Raw genomic sequence first — 15384 nt, 5'->3', positions numbered from 1 at the left:
TTTTAACGACAATCTTACGAAAACAACCTTTTGTAAAGTTTGAAAGGGAAGGGATTCTCCCTTCCCTCCCACTCTGATCCTATTGTTTCAGCCACCACTTGGAGATATCATAAAAATCATCCTTCGCGTGGAACACGTACCCTTCTAAATTAGCCGGCATACCCCTGTGTACATTTGGATAGTACAAGAATGTGTAAGGTTGGTCTTCTGCCAGCATCTTATAGATGTCAGCATAAGCTGCCTTATATTCATCCTGATCCAGAATCTGCTTCGCTTCTTCCATCAGCTTATCCGCTTCTGGGTTCGAGTACCAGACGAAGTTCAGGCCTTCTTCCATCTGGCTAGTGTGGAATATATCATACTGGTCAGGGAACGTTGATAGGCTCCATCCAAGTACCAGCGCGTCATAGTTCCAGTTCGGAGCTGAAATTTGCTCAATGAATGCGCTCCATTCAACGATTTCCGGCTTCGCTTCAATCCCTACTTCCTTCAACTGTTCTTGAAGGACGACGACGATATCTTCACGTACTTTGTTACCTTGGTTTGTTTTTACAGTAAAGGAGAATTTCTTGCCGTCCTTGTCAAGGATTCCGTCACCATCTGAATCCTTCCAGCCTGCTTCGGCCAGCAAAGACTTTGCTTTTTCTACATCATATCCAAATTTAGGAACATCATCATTGTAGGCAAACGATAATGGACTTTCTGGAACATGCGCCACTTTACCGTCTCCGTTCATGACAGAACTTACAATTGCTTCCCTGTCAATAGCATGAGTGATTGCCTGACGAACCTTCTTGTCTTTGAACAGCTCATTCTTCTGGTTGTAACCAAGATAGGTGTAAGATAGGCCTAGGCCTGACTCTACTTTAACTCCAGGGAATGATTTGACTGTTTCTATGTCAGTTCCAGGAACTCCTGCAGCAAAGTGGATATCCCCTGCCTGGATTTGCGCAATCATCGCATCCATGTCAGGTACAATTTTATACGTAAGCGTATCAAGGTATGGACGGCCTTTGAAGTAATCATCAAACGCTTCTACCTTAACGTATTCACCGTCTTTCCATTCAACGAATTTGAATGGACCAGTACCAATCGGGCTCTTTGTATTGAACTCATGCTCCCCAAGCTCTGCAACAGGTACATCCTTAAGGATATGTTCAGGCAGAATGTAATAGCTTAACGATACTGGATAGAAGGAAGCATCCTTCTTGCTCAGCTTGAACTCGACAGTATAGTCATCGACTTTTGTAACTGATTCCATCGCTTCAAAAGCAGATCCGCGCTCACCATTATAACCAGGGTCCTTTGGAATGCTGAAGGTGAAAACAACGTCATCTGCTGTGAATTCTTCACCATCATGCCACTTGATTCCCTTTTTAAGTTTGGCTGTAAATGTCAAACCATCCTCAGAAATATCAATTGACTCAGCCATGCTCATTGTTGGATTAAATTCCGTATCAGATGATACAAGACTGTCATAAATGAATCCTTCAATGTCAGAGCTGGACGAATCAGTAGAATAAAGCGGATTGAAAACAGTAGGAGCACCAGTTGAACCAATAATCAAATCCCCGCCTTGCTGAGGACCAGTCGCTTCCTCTTCTGTCTTGCCATCATCTCCAGGAGTTTCTTTCGGATCCTCAGATGTATTGCCTCCTGTACAGGCTGTCAGGAAGATCGACAGGATCAGAGTAAGACTAATCAACCACCACGAAGCTTTTCTTAATTTCACATCATTTCCCCCTTAGGTTTTTCACTAGATTTTTTTGCCATTTACGAACCCTTTGTTGTTCGTACTAGTTAATGCATTCTCACAGGCTACGAGACTCATTTCAAAGAGGACTTAAACTCTTGATTCATTATTGGCGGAAAGGGCAACAAAGCTTACGCAAATAGCCTTAAACAATAGAAAGGTGCCGGTATCTCCTCCTTTCAAGTCGTGCTCCTGCACTATGTATACAGATGGCAGGCAACAAAATGGTTGTTCTTGACTTCTTTGAAGTCAGGGTTAACTTGTTTGCAAAGATCAAATGCGGCTGGGCACCTTGTATGGAAGACACACCCTTTTGGCGGGTTTGCCGGGCTTGGCAGCTCACCTTTTAAGATAATCCGTTCCCTCTTGATGGCACCTTTTTTTCTAGGCACCGGCACAGCCGACAACAATGCCTGTGTATAGGGATGAAGTGGTTCTGCGTAAATTTCCTTTTTTGAAGCAAGCTCCATCATTTTTCCAAGGTACATAACCCCGACCCTGTCGCTTATATGCCTGACAACGCTTAGGTCGTGGGATATAAAAATGTAAGTAAGGCCGAATTCTGCCTGAAGGTCCTCCATCAGATTGATAATTTGGGCCTGGATTGAAACGTCCAATGCTGATACAGCTTCGTCGGCAACGATCAGTTCCGGGTTCAATGCCAGTGCTCTTGATATCCCGATCCTTTGCCGCTGTCCGCCTGAAAACTCATGTGGATACCGATTGATGAATGAAGCATTGAGTCCTACTTTCTCCAACAGAATTTCGACTTTCTCATCCCGTTCCTTGCTTTTATATAGATGGTGGGTATCCAGCGGTTCCCTGATGATTGATCTCAGTGTTTTCCTAGGGTTAAGAGACGCGAACGGATCCTGAAAAATCATCTGGATGTTTTTTCGTACATCCTTGCGAAGCTCACTTTCAGATAGATGGGAGATATCCCTGCCATTAAGAATGATCTTTCCATCGGTAGGTTCATAGAGTCGGATAATGGTCCGGCCGACTGTCGATTTGCCACAGCCTGATTCTCCGACAATCCCTAGAGTCTCACCTTTATTCACCTTCAGATTTATTCCATCGACTGCCTTTATATGACCTACTGTCTTTTGAAGCAATCCAGATTTTATAGGAAAGTGCTTTTTTACATCCTGTAATTCAAGCAAGATTTCAGAACTATATTCCTGTGAGTTCTTTTCCAGGATTTCATTTGGTGAAGTCATTTCTTCACCTCCTTGCTGTCATGCAAAAAACACCTTACAGAACGATTGCCGTATTTTCTCTCAAGCTCTGGCATTTCACTGAAACAGCGCTCAAAGGCATGCGGGCAGCGAGGCGCAAACCGGCAGCCTTTTGGGAGATTCTCAGGTGACGGAACATTTCCTTCAATAGAGGCAAGCCGTGAATGGTCTTCGTCGATTGATGGGATGGAACCCATAAGGCCAATGGTATAAGGATGCAGCGGATTTTCAAATAGGTCTTCAACCATCGCTTCTTCTACTACCTGGCCTGCATACAGGACGACGACTCTATCAGCAACTTCAGAAACCACTCCCAGGTCATGGGTAATGATTAGGATTGATGTTTCAAACTTGGTGCTCAGGTCCTTCATCAAGTCCAAAATTTGTGCCTGGATGGTCACGTCCAATGCAGTTGTCGGTTCATCCGCTATCAATAGCTTCGGGTTGCAGCTCATTGCCATTGCAATCATCACCCTTTGGCGCATCCCCCCCGAAAGCCTGTGCGGATAATCATTGATTATTTCCTTTGCACGGGAAAAACCCACCAACTCCAGCATCTCAATCGCCTTTTTCTTCGCCATAGCATTATTCAAGCCCTGATGGTATGTCAGGACTTCCGTGATTTGTTCACCGATGGTAAGTACAGGGTTGAGCGATGTCATTGGTTCCTGGAAAATCATTGATATATCATTTCCGCGAATTTTGCACATTTCTTCCTCGCTTGCTTTGGCAAGATCACGGCCATCAAAATAGATCTGCCCGTCCACAATTTCTCCGGGAGGACTAGGTATCAGCCGCATAATCGATAGAGAAGTAATGCTCTTGCCAGACCCTGATTCCCCTACCAATGCGACAGTTTCCCCTCTATTGATGACTAGATCTACCCCGTCAACTGCTGGAATCAGTGTCTTTTTCCTTTTAAAATAGGTTTTTAGATTCTTTAGTTCCAATAAGGCTGTCACGTTTCTTGCACACCGCCTATCCCAATGAAATTGATATTAAGAGAAATGACTTTCTGACCAAGTAAAAGATTCTGATAATTATTAATTATTAGAAACAGTGTTCTTTTATTACACTTTCATTACTTTTTTCATTGCAATATTTTTTTGTCAGGTTATAGGAATAGACACTTTGTAGGTAAATTGTTTTAGCAGGAAAATAGTTTGAGCTTCCTATTAAAAAAAGTATAGGGTAGCGGGATTGTTGATATATTGGATGATTGAGTAATTCGAATGAAGTTTTTTTAGATTGAAATGCTTTAAGGGAACAGAGGTAGTCTCCTTTTACCCAAATCCGGAGGCAAGCACTTTTTCGGGCAATGCAGGCGCTCTCCTTTTACCCAAATGCGCGGGGATAGCGAAATAAAGGCAAATAAAAAAGCAGAAACCCTAAAATCAAGAAGGGTTTCTGCTTTATAGTTGGAAGAGTTCTCTTCCTCATTAAGCTTCGTATTTTCTGAAAGCTATTGTCGCATTATGGCCGCCGAAGCCCAGTGAGTTGCTGATTGCTGCATTGACCTGTTGCTTGCGCGCTGAGTTTGGCACATAATCCAGGTCACATTCTGGATCCGGTGTTTCCAGGTTAATCGTTGGCGGCAGGATTCCTTCCTTCAAAGCGAGAACCGTGAAAATTGCTTCGATTCCTCCTGCTGCACCAAGCAAGTGGCCTGTCATTGATTTTGTTGAGCTAACTGTAAGCTTGTAAGCATGCTTGCCAAATACTGATTTGATGGCCATTGTTTCGTATTTATCATTATATTCAGTGCTTGTTCCATGGGCATTGATATAGCCAATTTCTTCCGGTGAAAGGCCTGCATCGTCAAGCGCCATTTTCATCGCTCTTGCTCCGCCTTCCCCTTCAGGAGCTGGAGCGGTAATGTGATAAGCATCTCCGGTAGCACCGTAACCGACGATTTCAGCGTAGATTTTTGCTCCACGGGCCAATGCGTGCTCCAGATCCTCAAGGACTACAATTCCAGCACCCTCACCCATAACAAATCCATCGCGATCTTTGTCAAACGGCCTGCTCGCTTTCTGCGGATCCTGGTTAGTAGATAACGCTGTATTTGCACAGAAGCCTGCGAAAGACATTTTTGTAATTGGCGCTTCTGCCCCGCCAGTAACCATTACATCAGCGTCGCCTCGCTGGATTACTTTGAAAGCATCCCCGATTGAGTTAGTTCCAGTAGCACATGCTGTGACTGTACAAGAGTTAAAGCCTCTTGCGCCAAGTGTGATGGATACCTGTCCTGTTGCCATATCAGGAATCATCATTGGCACGAAGAAAGGGCTGACCCTGCGATATCCTCTGTTCATGAAGGTTTCGTGCTGCTGCTCGAATGTCTCCATCCCGCCAATTCCTGACCCAATCCACACTCCGACTCTAGGAGCGTTTTCATCAGTGATTTCCAGGCCGGAATCTTTTACAGCCATCAATGAAGCTGCGACAGCATAATGAGTAAAACGATCCATTTTCCTTGCGTCTTTCCTGTCCATAAAGTTCTCAACATTGAATTCCTTAACTTCTGCTGCAACCTTTGCAGGAAAGTCATCTGCATTCAGTCTCGTAACCGGGCCGATTCCCGATACACCTTCAATGATATTGTTCCAGGTAGTTTCTGCGTCATTTCCAAGAGGCGTAACAGCCCCGATTCCAGTAACAACGACTCTGCGTTTCTCCATTATTATTGCATCTCCTTTATTCACACTCTTATATTATATAGAGTTCATCTAATAATTGGTTTAATTGCCCCAGCGCATTGCAATCGCGCCCCATGTCAAACCGCCGCCAAAGCCAACCATTACTACTACATCGCCGTCCTTGATCTTACCTGCTTCCAGTTCTTCAAAAAGCGAGATCGGTATCGATGCAGCTGATGTATTACCGTATTTATGGACGGTCATTGACATTTTTTCTACAGGCAGTTCAAGTCGCTGACGGGCAGATTCCATAATCCTGATATTTGCCTGGTGGGGAATCAGGAAATCAACATCCTCTTTTGAAAGTCCAGCTTTTTCAAGGACATTAATACTGCTCTCACCCATTTGCCTGACAGCAAATTTAAAAACTTCACGGCCATTCATTACTATATAGTCATCCTGGTACAAATGCTTGCCGCCTGAACCATCAGATCCGAGTTCAAATGAAAGCACTCCTCTGCCATCAGAGACAGGTCCCATGACAACCGCACCTGCTCCATCACCAAACAGCACAGCTGTGTTACGGTCGTTCCAGTCGGTTATCTTGGAAAGCTTTTCTACACCTACTATTAAAACATACTTATATGTGCCTGCTTCAATAAATTGTTTAGCAGTAACCATTCCATACATGAATCCCGCACATGCGGCACTCAAATCCATTGCGGCAGCTTTTTTCGCACCAAGTTGATCCTGGAGCATACAAGAAACTGTTGGGAAAGGCTGGTCAGGTGTAACTGTCGCCACAAGAATCAAATCGAGGTCCTCAGCTGAGATCCCAGCATTGCTGATGGCTTCAACAGCAGCACGATAGGCTAAATCCGAAGTGTCCATATCGTCGCCTGCTATTCTTCGTTCTTCTATCCCCGTCCTTGTCCGGATCCACTCATCCGAGGTATCCATTTTCTTTTCTAAATCAAGGTTTGTTACAACTTCTTCCGGCAAATACCGCCCAACCCCAGTTATCCCTGCATTCATGGGATCCATCTCCTTTTATCTTGGATTCTGTCTATTTTGTTAAATTTTTTATTATCAATTATTATGACTTGGTACTAATTTTAGCAGAAACTGCTCGTTCACTGCAACTGAAAATTAACAATTCCGCTCCTGCCCTAGTCCATGTGGCCAGATCAATCATAAACTGACATTGAAGACTAATGCTTTTGGGCCGGTTGTTGACGACCTAAGGCAGTCTGAAATAAGCCAGTCTAACCAGTTGCTTACTAATTTTTAAAATAAATAGAAAGGTGGGAGTGAAAATGGAGGATGGAAGAGACAGGGACTTATTTGGTTTTAAGCTAAAGAGAGATAATGAAGAGAGTTCCGATCAAGGTGAACAAGGTCATACTCATTTCGATCAATTTATGTTCGGGCGGCCAAGAAATAACGAAGAATCTAGTGAGCAAAGAGTGAAAAATGATTCTCCCCTTAACAAGTATTTGGGACAAATTGATTTAGATGAAGTCATGCACCATGTAGATACACTAATCACATCAGCCAGAGAACTCAAGCCGTTAGTGGGCAAAGTAAAACCACTTTTTGACCATTTCATAGAAAATAATAAAAGCTGAGGGCGCTCCTCAGCTTTTGTTCCTGAATATATTATTCTTTTGCGGCATCTGCTTTTCCCAGCTCGTATGCTTCATTCATTACCTTAGTGAAAAGCGTAAAAAATGGCTGGAGGTTGTCCATGGTCAATTCAATACCTGCCTCCTGTAGTTTTTGCTGAGCTTCCGGTAGGTACTTCATCGCGATTTGCATGAACTCCATCGTTTTATCATTACTTTGCATGTAGAACGTCTCCTTCTAATATATTTACTGGTTGGGCAATTTGCCGGTTTCTTTATAAGAATTGATAAACGTGCCTATTCTTTCCCTAAACTTGGAATCGACTTTAGGACTGAACTTGCCGAGGGAAATAACTCCATCCTGAAAGTCGAATGATAGGTTGCCCGACTTTAATTCCCCATTATTGAATTTCTCAGCCGTCAATTCATACAAGTCGTCAACGTGCTGGACAGTACTCGTCAATACCGTCGACTCGCCAAAATCCGACTGGTCTGAAATATAGCCAATTATATATAAGCCTCTGTCCTTCACCCTTTCGATCACGGGTACATTAAACCCATCTCCAGCAGGATATATGACATCGGCTCCCTCATCTAATACATCGTCAAGGACATCCAGCGCTTTCTTTTGATCATCCCAGTGTCCTACAAAGCGAATGTCGACCTTCATATCCTTGTTTTCAAACATCGCACCATCATAAAAGCCTTCCACTTCAGGCTGCCATTCATAAGCAGCGATGATCCCAACCTTGCCGGTTTCCGACATATGGCTCGCGACCATTCCACCAAAAAAGCCCATGGCATATCCCTTGAAATTTAGGCTTGTCGTATTTTTTGTTCTGGCATCTCCATTAAAGCTAATGAAATGTATGTCAGGGTAGTTCCCTGACAGCTTATTGAAATAAGGTGCGTACTCATTTCCATGCCCATATATAAGGTTAACTCCCTGGCGGTCGAACTCCTTCACAGCAGCCTCTACATCTTCCTGTGTATTCATACCTTCTTTGAAAAAGACATCAACCCCCAGGCTGGATTGAATTTGCAGAAGTCCTCGATATCCTTTCGTCCCCCACACCTGATCATTAATAGTTTCAGGCACCAACAGGCCGACTTTCTCCACCTTGCCTGTTGCAAGAGGTTGTCCGCATCCCCCAAGCAAAAGAAGGCTTAACAATATTAGCCCGAAACGTTTCAGCATCCGATGCATCTCCTTTATGCGCCACTGTGCAAATCCTTAAAATCATTCAGTGTTCGCTTTATTAAAATGGAACCGATTAAAAGAATCTTTTACCATTTTACTCTCTGGAGTATCACTTTGAAAAGTGGTTTATCGAAATTCGCTTAGACTCTGCTGTCCTGAATCCGGGTAAAATGCTCCTTTTGCTTTCTAAATCCCTTGCAGATTTGCTCATTTTGTCCTAATGTCCTGACTTCAATTGTTCCTTTTATTACCGGTGCTGCAACCTCGTTCCTAAGTTTTGCCGCATCCTGGCCCATCAGCTCCTCGGCACACTTCAGCCATCTGTCCTTTTCACCACTTGATAGTATATACTGGCCCTGTTGTCCTGATTCAGCCATTTCCTTTATAGTTTTAACAGCATCATCTATATACAAGCAATCATGCGTCCACTCCCATTTGCTAATATCAGGAAGCTTCCTGCGATTACTTGAAGAATGAAAGATCACTTGCTGGAAAAAACACTCCTCCGGCTGCCAGGGACCATAAATAGTCGGCAAATAAATTGTTAGAAGTGTGGATTTCCTATTTTTTATATAGGTGCTAATTTTTGTTTCTACCTCTCTAAAATCCATGTTTTCCTCGGCAAAATATGCAGGCAGAATAACAGCTGTCGGCAGCTTATTCAAATGACGGTCTTCTAATTTGCTGATGAGTGCTTTCAATAAATCATCTGTACCATTCCGAGTCTGCAGCGACTCAAACAAAGTCACGAACAGAAACCCTTCTGCCTGCTCAGCTTCCCAATCTTGCAGACTGATCTCTGAGAAGTTAGCATTCCTGCCGATTTCGAGACGTTTTTCTTCTGTAAAATAATCATCTATGTTTCCTGACTGATGAATTCCATCTATCTCTACGCCCAGATCAAGCATATGACGGCACAGACTATATCCTATAAAATCATATACTCCGAGAATCGTTGCCCTTTCCATAATGAACTCCTCCTTGCAAATACTCTCTTGTATCCTATGAATCTAAAACTGAAAATATTTGCAGGGAGTTATAGGACTTGCTCATATTTTGTAAAAAATTGTACGATTTGGCTTCCTACTTGAAGCACTTTTTCAGGAAGTACATAACTTACGGTAACCGGGAGCTCAGCTCTTTCCCAATCAACTGAAAGTTCCTTAATGATACTTGACTGCTTATATGCTCTGTTTCCTGTTAATACATGTATGATTTTCACAGGCGTTTCTTTATTGAAAGCAGGACTCGAAGAGCTATCATTGAAACTCTCAAGGAGCTTGCTAATCTCGGTTTCATATGCAGCTTCTAGTTCTGCGACAAGCTTTTTATAAAAAAACTTATTCTCTTTTTCCTGCTCCAAGTGATCACTCAGAGAGAGGATTGGATTGATCAAGACCAGGCTTCTGATTTTTGAATCACCATGCGCTAAAAGTTTTAAGGCAACAAGTGCCCCCATCCCCTCAGCCACTACATGGAAAGAAGTATTCAATATTTCATTACGGACGATATGGCTGCACAGTCTCATGGTTAACTCGACAGCCTTCTCACTCCCCCAATGTCTTCCATATAAATTTGAATAAAAGACAGTATACCCTTCATTTTTCAGTATGTTCAACAGTGAACGTTTACCTTCATTCTGCATCCAGAAGCTGCTTTCGCTGTTCACAAAATGCCTTTCATCTCCAATCGTCAGGATACCGAAACCATTTGGCCTTTCAGGATAATGGATGACATTCCATTCGGTATCCAGTTTAAAGTTCCGGCTCTCCATCTTACCAACCCCTTCTCTACAGATTATTCATATTACTGTATGTAATTTAACAGGAAATGAAAGGGGATTTGCCCATTTTTCCATATTTATCCCTTCTCACGGTGTTCAAATCTCCATAAGTCCGATATATTAATTTTACCAGGTTTTTGTAAAATAGAGGTGTACTATGAAAACGCTTTTCATTTTATTTAAAATTCATTTATAATTTATATGGCTTATGGTAAGATGAGAAAAGATTTAATAATGTAAGAGGTGAAAATCGTGAAATATTTCTGGACTTTACTCTGGACTTTCCTCCTGGTTCTAATGCTTAATTACGTAGCTGGCGCGATGATCGGCGTTGGATTGGACTTAGCTCAAAGTACGATCCTTGCGGTTGTGGCAACAGTCATAATCCTTGTGATTCCGGCAGTTCTTCCAAATGGATCTGAAGAGAAGCATGGTCATTAAAGTACATAAAAAAAGTCATCCGACCGGATGACTTTTTTTCTTTGTTAGTAAGCCGCTTACTTTACACTCAAGGATATATCTCCATTTTCTACGCCAATTTCCACCTGGCTCTTCTCTTTGATCCTGCCTGCAATGATTTCCCGGGCGAGCTTTGTTTCTACGCTCCTCTGGATAAATCTCTTAAGCGGCCTAGCGCCGTATACGGGATCGAATCCTTGTTCAGCCAAGAACGCTTTTGCTTCATCGGTGATTGACAGCTGGATTTGCTGGTCTGCGAGCCTTGACTGCAAAGTCTTTACTAATTTTCCGACGATCATTTTGATCTCTTTTAATGCCAGAGGCTTGAAAAGGATGATTTCGTCCACACGATTCAGAAATTCCGGACGGAAATGGCCACGAAGCTGGGCCATTACTAGATCCCTGGTTTCAGAAGGGATTTCATCGCCTCCACCCTGCCGGTCTAGCAAGTGATGGGAGCCAATATTGGATGTCATAATAATGACAGTATTCTTAAAGTCGACCATTCTCCCTTGTGAGTCCGTTACCCGGCCATCATCCAGCATCTGCAATAAGATATTGAACACTTCTGGATGTGCTTTCTCCACTTCATCAAGGAGGATGACCGAATATGGATTCCTTCTGACCGCTTCTGTCAGCTGGCCGCCTTCCTCATAACCTACATATCCAGGAGGTGCCCCAATCAGCCTTGATACTGCATGTTTTTCCATATACTCAGACATGTCAATTCGAATGATATGTTCTTCACTGTCAAACAAAGACTGAGCAAGCGTTTTGGCCAGTTCTGTTTTACCTACTCCGGTAGGACCTAGGAAAATGAAAGACCCAATTGGCCTGTTCGGATCCTTGATGCCAGCTCTAGCTCTGAGGACAGCATCGGATACAAGTGAAACAGCTTCATCCTGTCCAACAACCCGTTCATGAAGAATGCTTTCTAGCTTGAGAAGCTTTTCGCGTTCACCTTCAACAAGCTTCATCACTGGTATGCCTGTCCATCTGGAGACAATTGACGCAATCTCCTCTTCAGTTACTTCTTCGCGAAGGAGCCTCTCTCCTTCATTTTTGCTAACCTCCTGCTCAAGTGCCTTGAGTTCTTTTTCAAGAGAAGGTATACGGCCATGCCTAAGTTCAGCAGCCTTATTTAAATCATAGTCATTTTCTGCTTTTTCCAGCTCTCGACGAAGTCTTTCCAGCAGCTCACGCTGTTCCTGGACCTTTTGGATGCCTTCTTTTTCTTTCTGCCACCTTGACTTCATTATATTTGCTTTTTCCCTCAAGTTAGCAAGCTCCTTACGCAGAGTTTCAAGGCGCACTTGGCTTGCATCATCTTTTTCCTTAGTTAACGCAGCTTCTTCAATTTCTAACTGCATGACCCTTCTAGTCACTTCATCAAGCTCAGTCGGCATTGAGTCAATTTCTGTACGGATCATCGCGCACGCTTCATCTACGAGGTCAATCGCCTTATCTGGCAAAAATCTGTCTGTGATGTAACGATCTGATAATGTAGCGGCAGCAACCAGCGCACGGTCATGGATATTCACTCCATGGTGGATTTCAAACCTCTCCTTCAATCCTCGTAAAATTGATACAGTATCCTCGACATCTGGCTCCTGCACAAGTACCTGCTGGAATCTTCTTTCCAGCGCTGGATCCTTTTCGATATACTTGCGATGCTCATCAAGTGTCGTTGCCCCGATGCAATGCAGTTCTCCACGAGCAAGCATTGGTTTCAGCATATTCCCGGCATCCATTGCTCCTTCAGTTTTACCTGCGCCAACAATGGTATGGAGCTCATCGATGAACAAGAGGATTTTCCCTTCACTTTTTTTCACTTCATTTAATACTGCTTTCAGTCTCTCCTCAAATTCGCCACGGAACTTAGCACCAGCTATCAGAGCGCTCATGTCCAGTGCAAAGACCGTCTTATCCTTCAGGCCTTCCGGAACATCCCTTCGAACGATCCTCTGTGCCAGTCCTTCAACAATAGCTGTCTTGCCTACGCCTGGCTCCCCGATTAAAACTGGGTTGTTTTTTGTCTTCCTTGACAGGATGCGGATGACATTTCGAATTTCACTATCCCTGCCGATTACCGGGTCAACCTTTCCCGCACGGACTTCCTCAACAAGGTCGCGGCCATACTTTTTTAACACTTCATAAGTAGCTTCTGGGTTTTGTGAAGTCACTCTCTGGTTCCCCCTAACCTCTTTGATTCTTGTTAATAATTTTTCTCTGCTAACATTTAATTTTTTTAAAGCTGCCCCTGCTTCTGAGCTCGGTATATCAAGTAAAGATAACAAAACATGTTCTACAGACAAAAAGTCATCCTCGAACTGTTTCATTTCCTTTTCTGCCTGTGCCAAAACCTTCTGCAGAGTTGCCGTAATATATAATTTACCCTGTTCTGCCCCGCTACCAGAAACTTGCGGCTTCTTTGACAGGATATGGTTTAATTCTTCTATATAATGATCTAGATTCAGTCCGATTCCAGCAAGCAGAGTTTCGGCCAGATTGCCATCCTGTTCATGCAGGCCAAGCATCAAGTGCACATCATCTACTTCCTGGTGATTATATTGAACAGCCAGGGTCTGGGCTGATACAAAGGCATTTTGCAAGCTTTCAGTCATTTTATTCAAATCCATGCCCAACCACTCCTTTGACCTTTTTTGACCTTTAATTATATTATAATAAAAATTCCCAATTAGTAAAGCCATCCGCATTGGATGGCTTAAGAAAAAAGCAGAATGGATTTCACCCTCGATTAGCTCTCGTCCTGTTGAGTGTGATACAGCTTATTTGAACTTTGGCATGTAAGTCCAGTGGCGGTTATGGTTGGAGTTTTCCGGAAAACGGTCCCCAGCTTTAAGCTTGATTTTCTGCGGATTGTTGACATTGCTGCCTGTTTCGCCAATTTCAATGTAAATACCATTATTCGGTGCCTTTTGTCCGGCACGGAACTGATGACTTTGACCCATTTGCCTTCCTCCTTCATTAAAGTATTCCGGCAATTATATTATTTACTGATTCAAATAAAGTATTTATGCATATTTTATCCTTCCAAAAAAAAGGGTTATACGGTACATTAGTGTGTATGAGAAAAGAAAAGCGGAAGCGCCTTGGTCAGCCCCGACAAGCGATGGAGGTCCTGCCAGTGAAGTCGTTCTTTGACTTCATTGGCAGGACCGAAATCGAAAAGTATAGCCGACTGTCCAGAAACGCAGAAACTGGAGACTCCGACAAAGAAGCGCTTTTTGCTTCTGCCGGCGGAGTTGAAGTTTTGGAGTTTCTAGGAGGCGACACTAGACAAGCGACTCGAGGGGCTAGGCGCTGGAGCTGGACAATTCTCAAGGTGGAAATAATATATTAGTTTAGCTTATATAAAACGGAGGATTCAAAACGATATGGATTATTTTTACGAATTGTTAAAATACATATTTCTTGGGCTGTTCCAGGGAATCACCGAGCCGATTCCTGTTTCATCAAGCGGGCATCTTGAGATCGCAGAACATTTTTTCCGGTTAAAAATTGAAGGATTAAGTTTTGCCCTTTTAATGAATACAGCTTCCCTATTCGCTGTTTTGTTAATCTATAGAGCCGATATCATCCGGTTAATTGTTAACGGGATTGCATATCTTAAAACTAAAGACTCTGACGCCAAGCCAGATTTCATGTTCATCATTTATTTGATTGTCGGAACAATTCCTGCTGGTGTCATTGGAATTCTATTCGGAGATTTTATCGAAAAAGAATTGTCCCATATTAAGACTGTCGGCGTAACACTTATAGTGACTGGCATTGCGCTTTGGCTAATCAGAAATATGCGCGGACGCAAAAATGACGGAGATTTAAGTTTCAAAGATGCCATCATTGTCGGACTGGCACAAGCAGTAGCCCTGATTCCTGGCATTAGCCGTTCCGGAGCTACCATTGTTGCAGCGATGAGTCTTGGTATGAAACAGGAAACGGCTCTTAGGTACTCTTTCCTGCTTTATATTCCAGTTAGTTTCGGCGGAATGATTCTCGGATTTTCTGATCTCTTACTTGATGAGCGACTCGGGGAACTAGCTGTGCCATATATTTTCGCATTCATCGCATCACTTATTGCTTCTTACTTTTCATTAAAATGGTTCATGAATATCATGGCGCGTGGAAACCTGAAATACTTTGCAATTTACTGCTTCATAGTAGGACCACTTGTCCTTATCTTCTCTTAATACACAAAAACCGGCTGATTCAACAGCCGGTTTTTGCGTTTTTAAATATGGAATGTCCTCCATTTTGCCTTTTTGAATCCTGGATACTCAATTGGACAGTTCAAAACCCTTCTAAAGGATCTTTTTGTGCCTGGACCACTTATTCGGGCTTATAGAATCTTTCTATAGGACCTTTTTCCACCTCTGGCCATCGTTTTGGGCACATAGAACATTTCTATTTGACCTTTTCCCACCTACGCCAACCGATTCGGGCACATAGAACCTTTCTATTTGACCTTTTTCCACCTCCGGCCATCGTTTCGGGCACATAGAACATTTCTATTTGACCTTTTCCCACCTACGCCCACTGATTCGGGCACATAGAACCTTTCTATTTGACCTTTTTCCACCTCCGGCCATCGTTTCGGGCACATAGAACCTTTCTATTTGACCTTTTCCCGCCTCCAGCCACCAATTCGGGCACATAGAACACTTC

At 43.2% G+C, this 15384-nt stretch carries 15 protein-coding genes; 4 read left to right on the top strand and 11 right to left on the bottom strand.

Annotated elements, in window-relative coordinates; translation table 11 throughout:
- Positions 1-79 precede the first annotated feature (79 nt).
- The 5 genes from CD004_RS05590 to CD004_RS05570 all read right to left on the bottom strand — a co-directional run bounded on the left by CD004_RS05590 (position 80) and on the right by CD004_RS05570 (position 6665).
- On the bottom strand, positions 80-1732 hold the full coding sequence (locus CD004_RS05590; RefSeq protein WP_102261860.1) for a peptide-binding protein: 1653 nt from the start codon (positions 1730-1732) through the stop codon (positions 80-82).
- A 218-nt stretch (positions 1733-1950) separates the two neighbouring features.
- The gene (locus CD004_RS05585; RefSeq protein WP_102261859.1) at positions 1951-2973 is read right to left on the bottom strand and encodes an ABC transporter ATP-binding protein; all 1023 of its coding nucleotides are present in this window, start codon (positions 2971-2973) and stop codon (positions 1951-1953) included.
- Entirely contained in the window at positions 2970-3953 is a 984-nt protein-coding gene (locus CD004_RS05580) for an ABC transporter ATP-binding protein (protein ID WP_102261858.1), read from the bottom strand. Before CD004_RS05580 ends, CD004_RS05585 begins: the two co-directional genes overlap by 4 nt.
- 477 nt (positions 3954-4430) lie before the next feature.
- Positions 4431-5672, bottom strand: coding sequence for a beta-ketoacyl-ACP synthase II (gene fabF / locus CD004_RS05575; protein ID WP_102261857.1), 1242 nt, complete (start codon positions 5670-5672; stop codon positions 4431-4433).
- A gap of 60 nt (positions 5673-5732) precedes the next feature.
- On the bottom strand, positions 5733-6665 hold the full coding sequence (locus tag CD004_RS05570) for a beta-ketoacyl-ACP synthase III (RefSeq protein WP_102261856.1): 933 nt from the start codon (positions 6663-6665) through the stop codon (positions 5733-5735).
- A 281-nt stretch (positions 6666-6946) separates the two neighbouring features.
- Here CD004_RS05570 and CD004_RS05565 point away from each other — a divergent pair, with 281 nt between their 5' ends.
- Positions 6947-7258, top strand: coding sequence for a hypothetical protein (locus tag CD004_RS05565; protein WP_102261855.1), 312 nt, complete (start codon positions 6947-6949; stop codon positions 7256-7258).
- A gap of 31 nt (positions 7259-7289) precedes the next feature.
- On the opposite strand, the gene CD004_RS05560 is transcribed toward CD004_RS05565, so the two are convergent.
- From CD004_RS05560 to CD004_RS05545, 4 genes are all read right to left on the bottom strand, one after another.
- Complete coding sequence (locus tag CD004_RS05560) at positions 7290-7478, bottom strand: ComZ family protein (protein ID WP_102261854.1); 189 nt, start codon at positions 7476-7478, stop codon at positions 7290-7292.
- Between the two features lie 24 nt (positions 7479-7502).
- A complete protein-coding gene (locus CD004_RS05555; protein ID WP_102261853.1) occupies positions 7503-8453 on the bottom strand; it encodes a BMP family ABC transporter substrate-binding protein in 951 nt (316 codons plus the stop codon).
- A 143-nt stretch (positions 8454-8596) separates the two neighbouring features.
- Positions 8597-9424, bottom strand: a complete 828-nt coding sequence (locus CD004_RS05550; protein WP_102261852.1) for an NAD(P)-dependent oxidoreductase — start codon at positions 9422-9424, stop codon at positions 8597-8599.
- A 68-nt stretch (positions 9425-9492) separates the two neighbouring features.
- Positions 9493-10230: an alpha/beta hydrolase family protein gene (locus tag CD004_RS05545; RefSeq protein ID WP_102261851.1), complete on the bottom strand. Its 738-nt coding sequence runs from the start codon at positions 10228-10230 to the stop codon at positions 9493-9495.
- Between the two features lie 261 nt (positions 10231-10491).
- Between CD004_RS05545 and CD004_RS05540 the strand changes: the two genes are divergently transcribed.
- A complete protein-coding gene (locus tag CD004_RS05540) occupies positions 10492-10680 on the top strand; it encodes a YjzD family protein (protein WP_102261850.1) in 189 nt (62 codons plus the stop codon).
- A gap of 56 nt (positions 10681-10736) precedes the next feature.
- Here the strand turns inward: CD004_RS05540 and clpB are convergent, their stop codons facing one another.
- Positions 10737-13337, bottom strand: coding sequence for an ATP-dependent chaperone ClpB (gene clpB / locus CD004_RS05535; protein WP_102261849.1), 2601 nt, complete (start codon positions 13335-13337; stop codon positions 10737-10739).
- A gap of 150 nt (positions 13338-13487) precedes the next feature.
- Positions 13488-13670 carry a YjzC family protein gene (locus CD004_RS05530; RefSeq protein WP_079508079.1) on the bottom strand — a complete coding sequence of 61 codons (183 nt, stop codon included), beginning with the start codon at positions 13668-13670 and terminating at the stop codon, positions 13488-13490.
- A gap of 176 nt (positions 13671-13846) precedes the next feature.
- Here CD004_RS05530 and CD004_RS05525 point away from each other — a divergent pair, with 176 nt between their 5' ends.
- Both CD004_RS05525 and CD004_RS05520 read left to right on the top strand, forming a co-directional pair.
- A complete protein-coding gene (locus tag CD004_RS05525; protein ID WP_102261848.1) occupies positions 13847-14062 on the top strand; it encodes a hypothetical protein in 216 nt (71 codons plus the stop codon).
- Positions 14063-14096: 34 nt separating this feature from the next.
- Positions 14097-14909 (top strand): undecaprenyl-diphosphate phosphatase, encoded by an 813-nt coding sequence (locus tag CD004_RS05520; RefSeq protein WP_102261847.1) that lies wholly within the window; start codon positions 14097-14099, stop codon positions 14907-14909.
- The last annotated feature ends 475 nt before the right edge of the window (positions 14910-15384 follow it).

The organism is Mesobacillus jeotgali (assembly GCF_002874535.1).
Taxonomy (GTDB): Bacteria; Bacillota; Bacilli; order Bacillales; family Cytobacillaceae; genus Mesobacillus; species Mesobacillus jeotgali.
The sequence above is the reverse complement of the archived record's forward strand: the minus strand, read 5'-3'. Positions and strand labels throughout refer to the sequence as shown.

What these genes read in the sequence shown, in the direction of transcription:
- CD004_RS05555 (WP_102261853.1), bottom strand. Translation starts at nt 8,453, where the DNA reads ATGCTGAAACGTTTCGGGCTAATATTGTTAAGCCTTCTTTTGCTTGGG.
- CD004_RS05570 (WP_102261856.1), bottom strand. Translation starts at nt 6,665, where the DNA reads ATGAATGCAGGGATAACTGGGGTTGGGCGGTATTTGCCGGAAGAAGTT.
- CD004_RS05560 (WP_102261854.1), bottom strand. Translation starts at nt 7,478, where the DNA reads ATGCAAAGTAATGATAAAACGATGGAGTTCATGCAAATCGCGATGAAG.
- CD004_RS05585 (WP_102261859.1), bottom strand. Translation starts at nt 2,973, where the DNA reads ATGACTTCACCAAATGAAATCCTGGAAAAGAACTCACAGGAATATAGT.
- CD004_RS05520 (WP_102261847.1), top strand. Translation starts at nt 14,097, where the DNA reads ATGGATTATTTTTACGAATTGTTAAAATACATATTTCTTGGGCTGTTC.
- clpB (WP_102261849.1), bottom strand. Translation starts at nt 13,337, where the DNA reads ATGGATTTGAATAAAATGACTGAAAGCTTGCAAAATGCCTTTGTATCA.
- CD004_RS05530 (WP_079508079.1), bottom strand. Translation starts at nt 13,670, where the DNA reads ATGGGTCAAAGTCATCAGTTCCGTGCCGGACAAAAGGCACCGAATAAT.
- CD004_RS05565 (WP_102261855.1), top strand. Translation starts at nt 6,947, where the DNA reads ATGGAGGATGGAAGAGACAGGGACTTATTTGGTTTTAAGCTAAAGAGA.
- CD004_RS05550 (WP_102261852.1), bottom strand. Translation starts at nt 9,424, where the DNA reads ATGGAAAGGGCAACGATTCTCGGAGTATATGATTTTATAGGATATAGT.
- fabF (WP_102261857.1), bottom strand. Translation starts at nt 5,672, where the DNA reads ATGGAGAAACGCAGAGTCGTTGTTACTGGAATCGGGGCTGTTACGCCT.
- CD004_RS05545 (WP_102261851.1), bottom strand. Translation starts at nt 10,230, where the DNA reads ATGGAGAGCCGGAACTTTAAACTGGATACCGAATGGAATGTCATCCAT.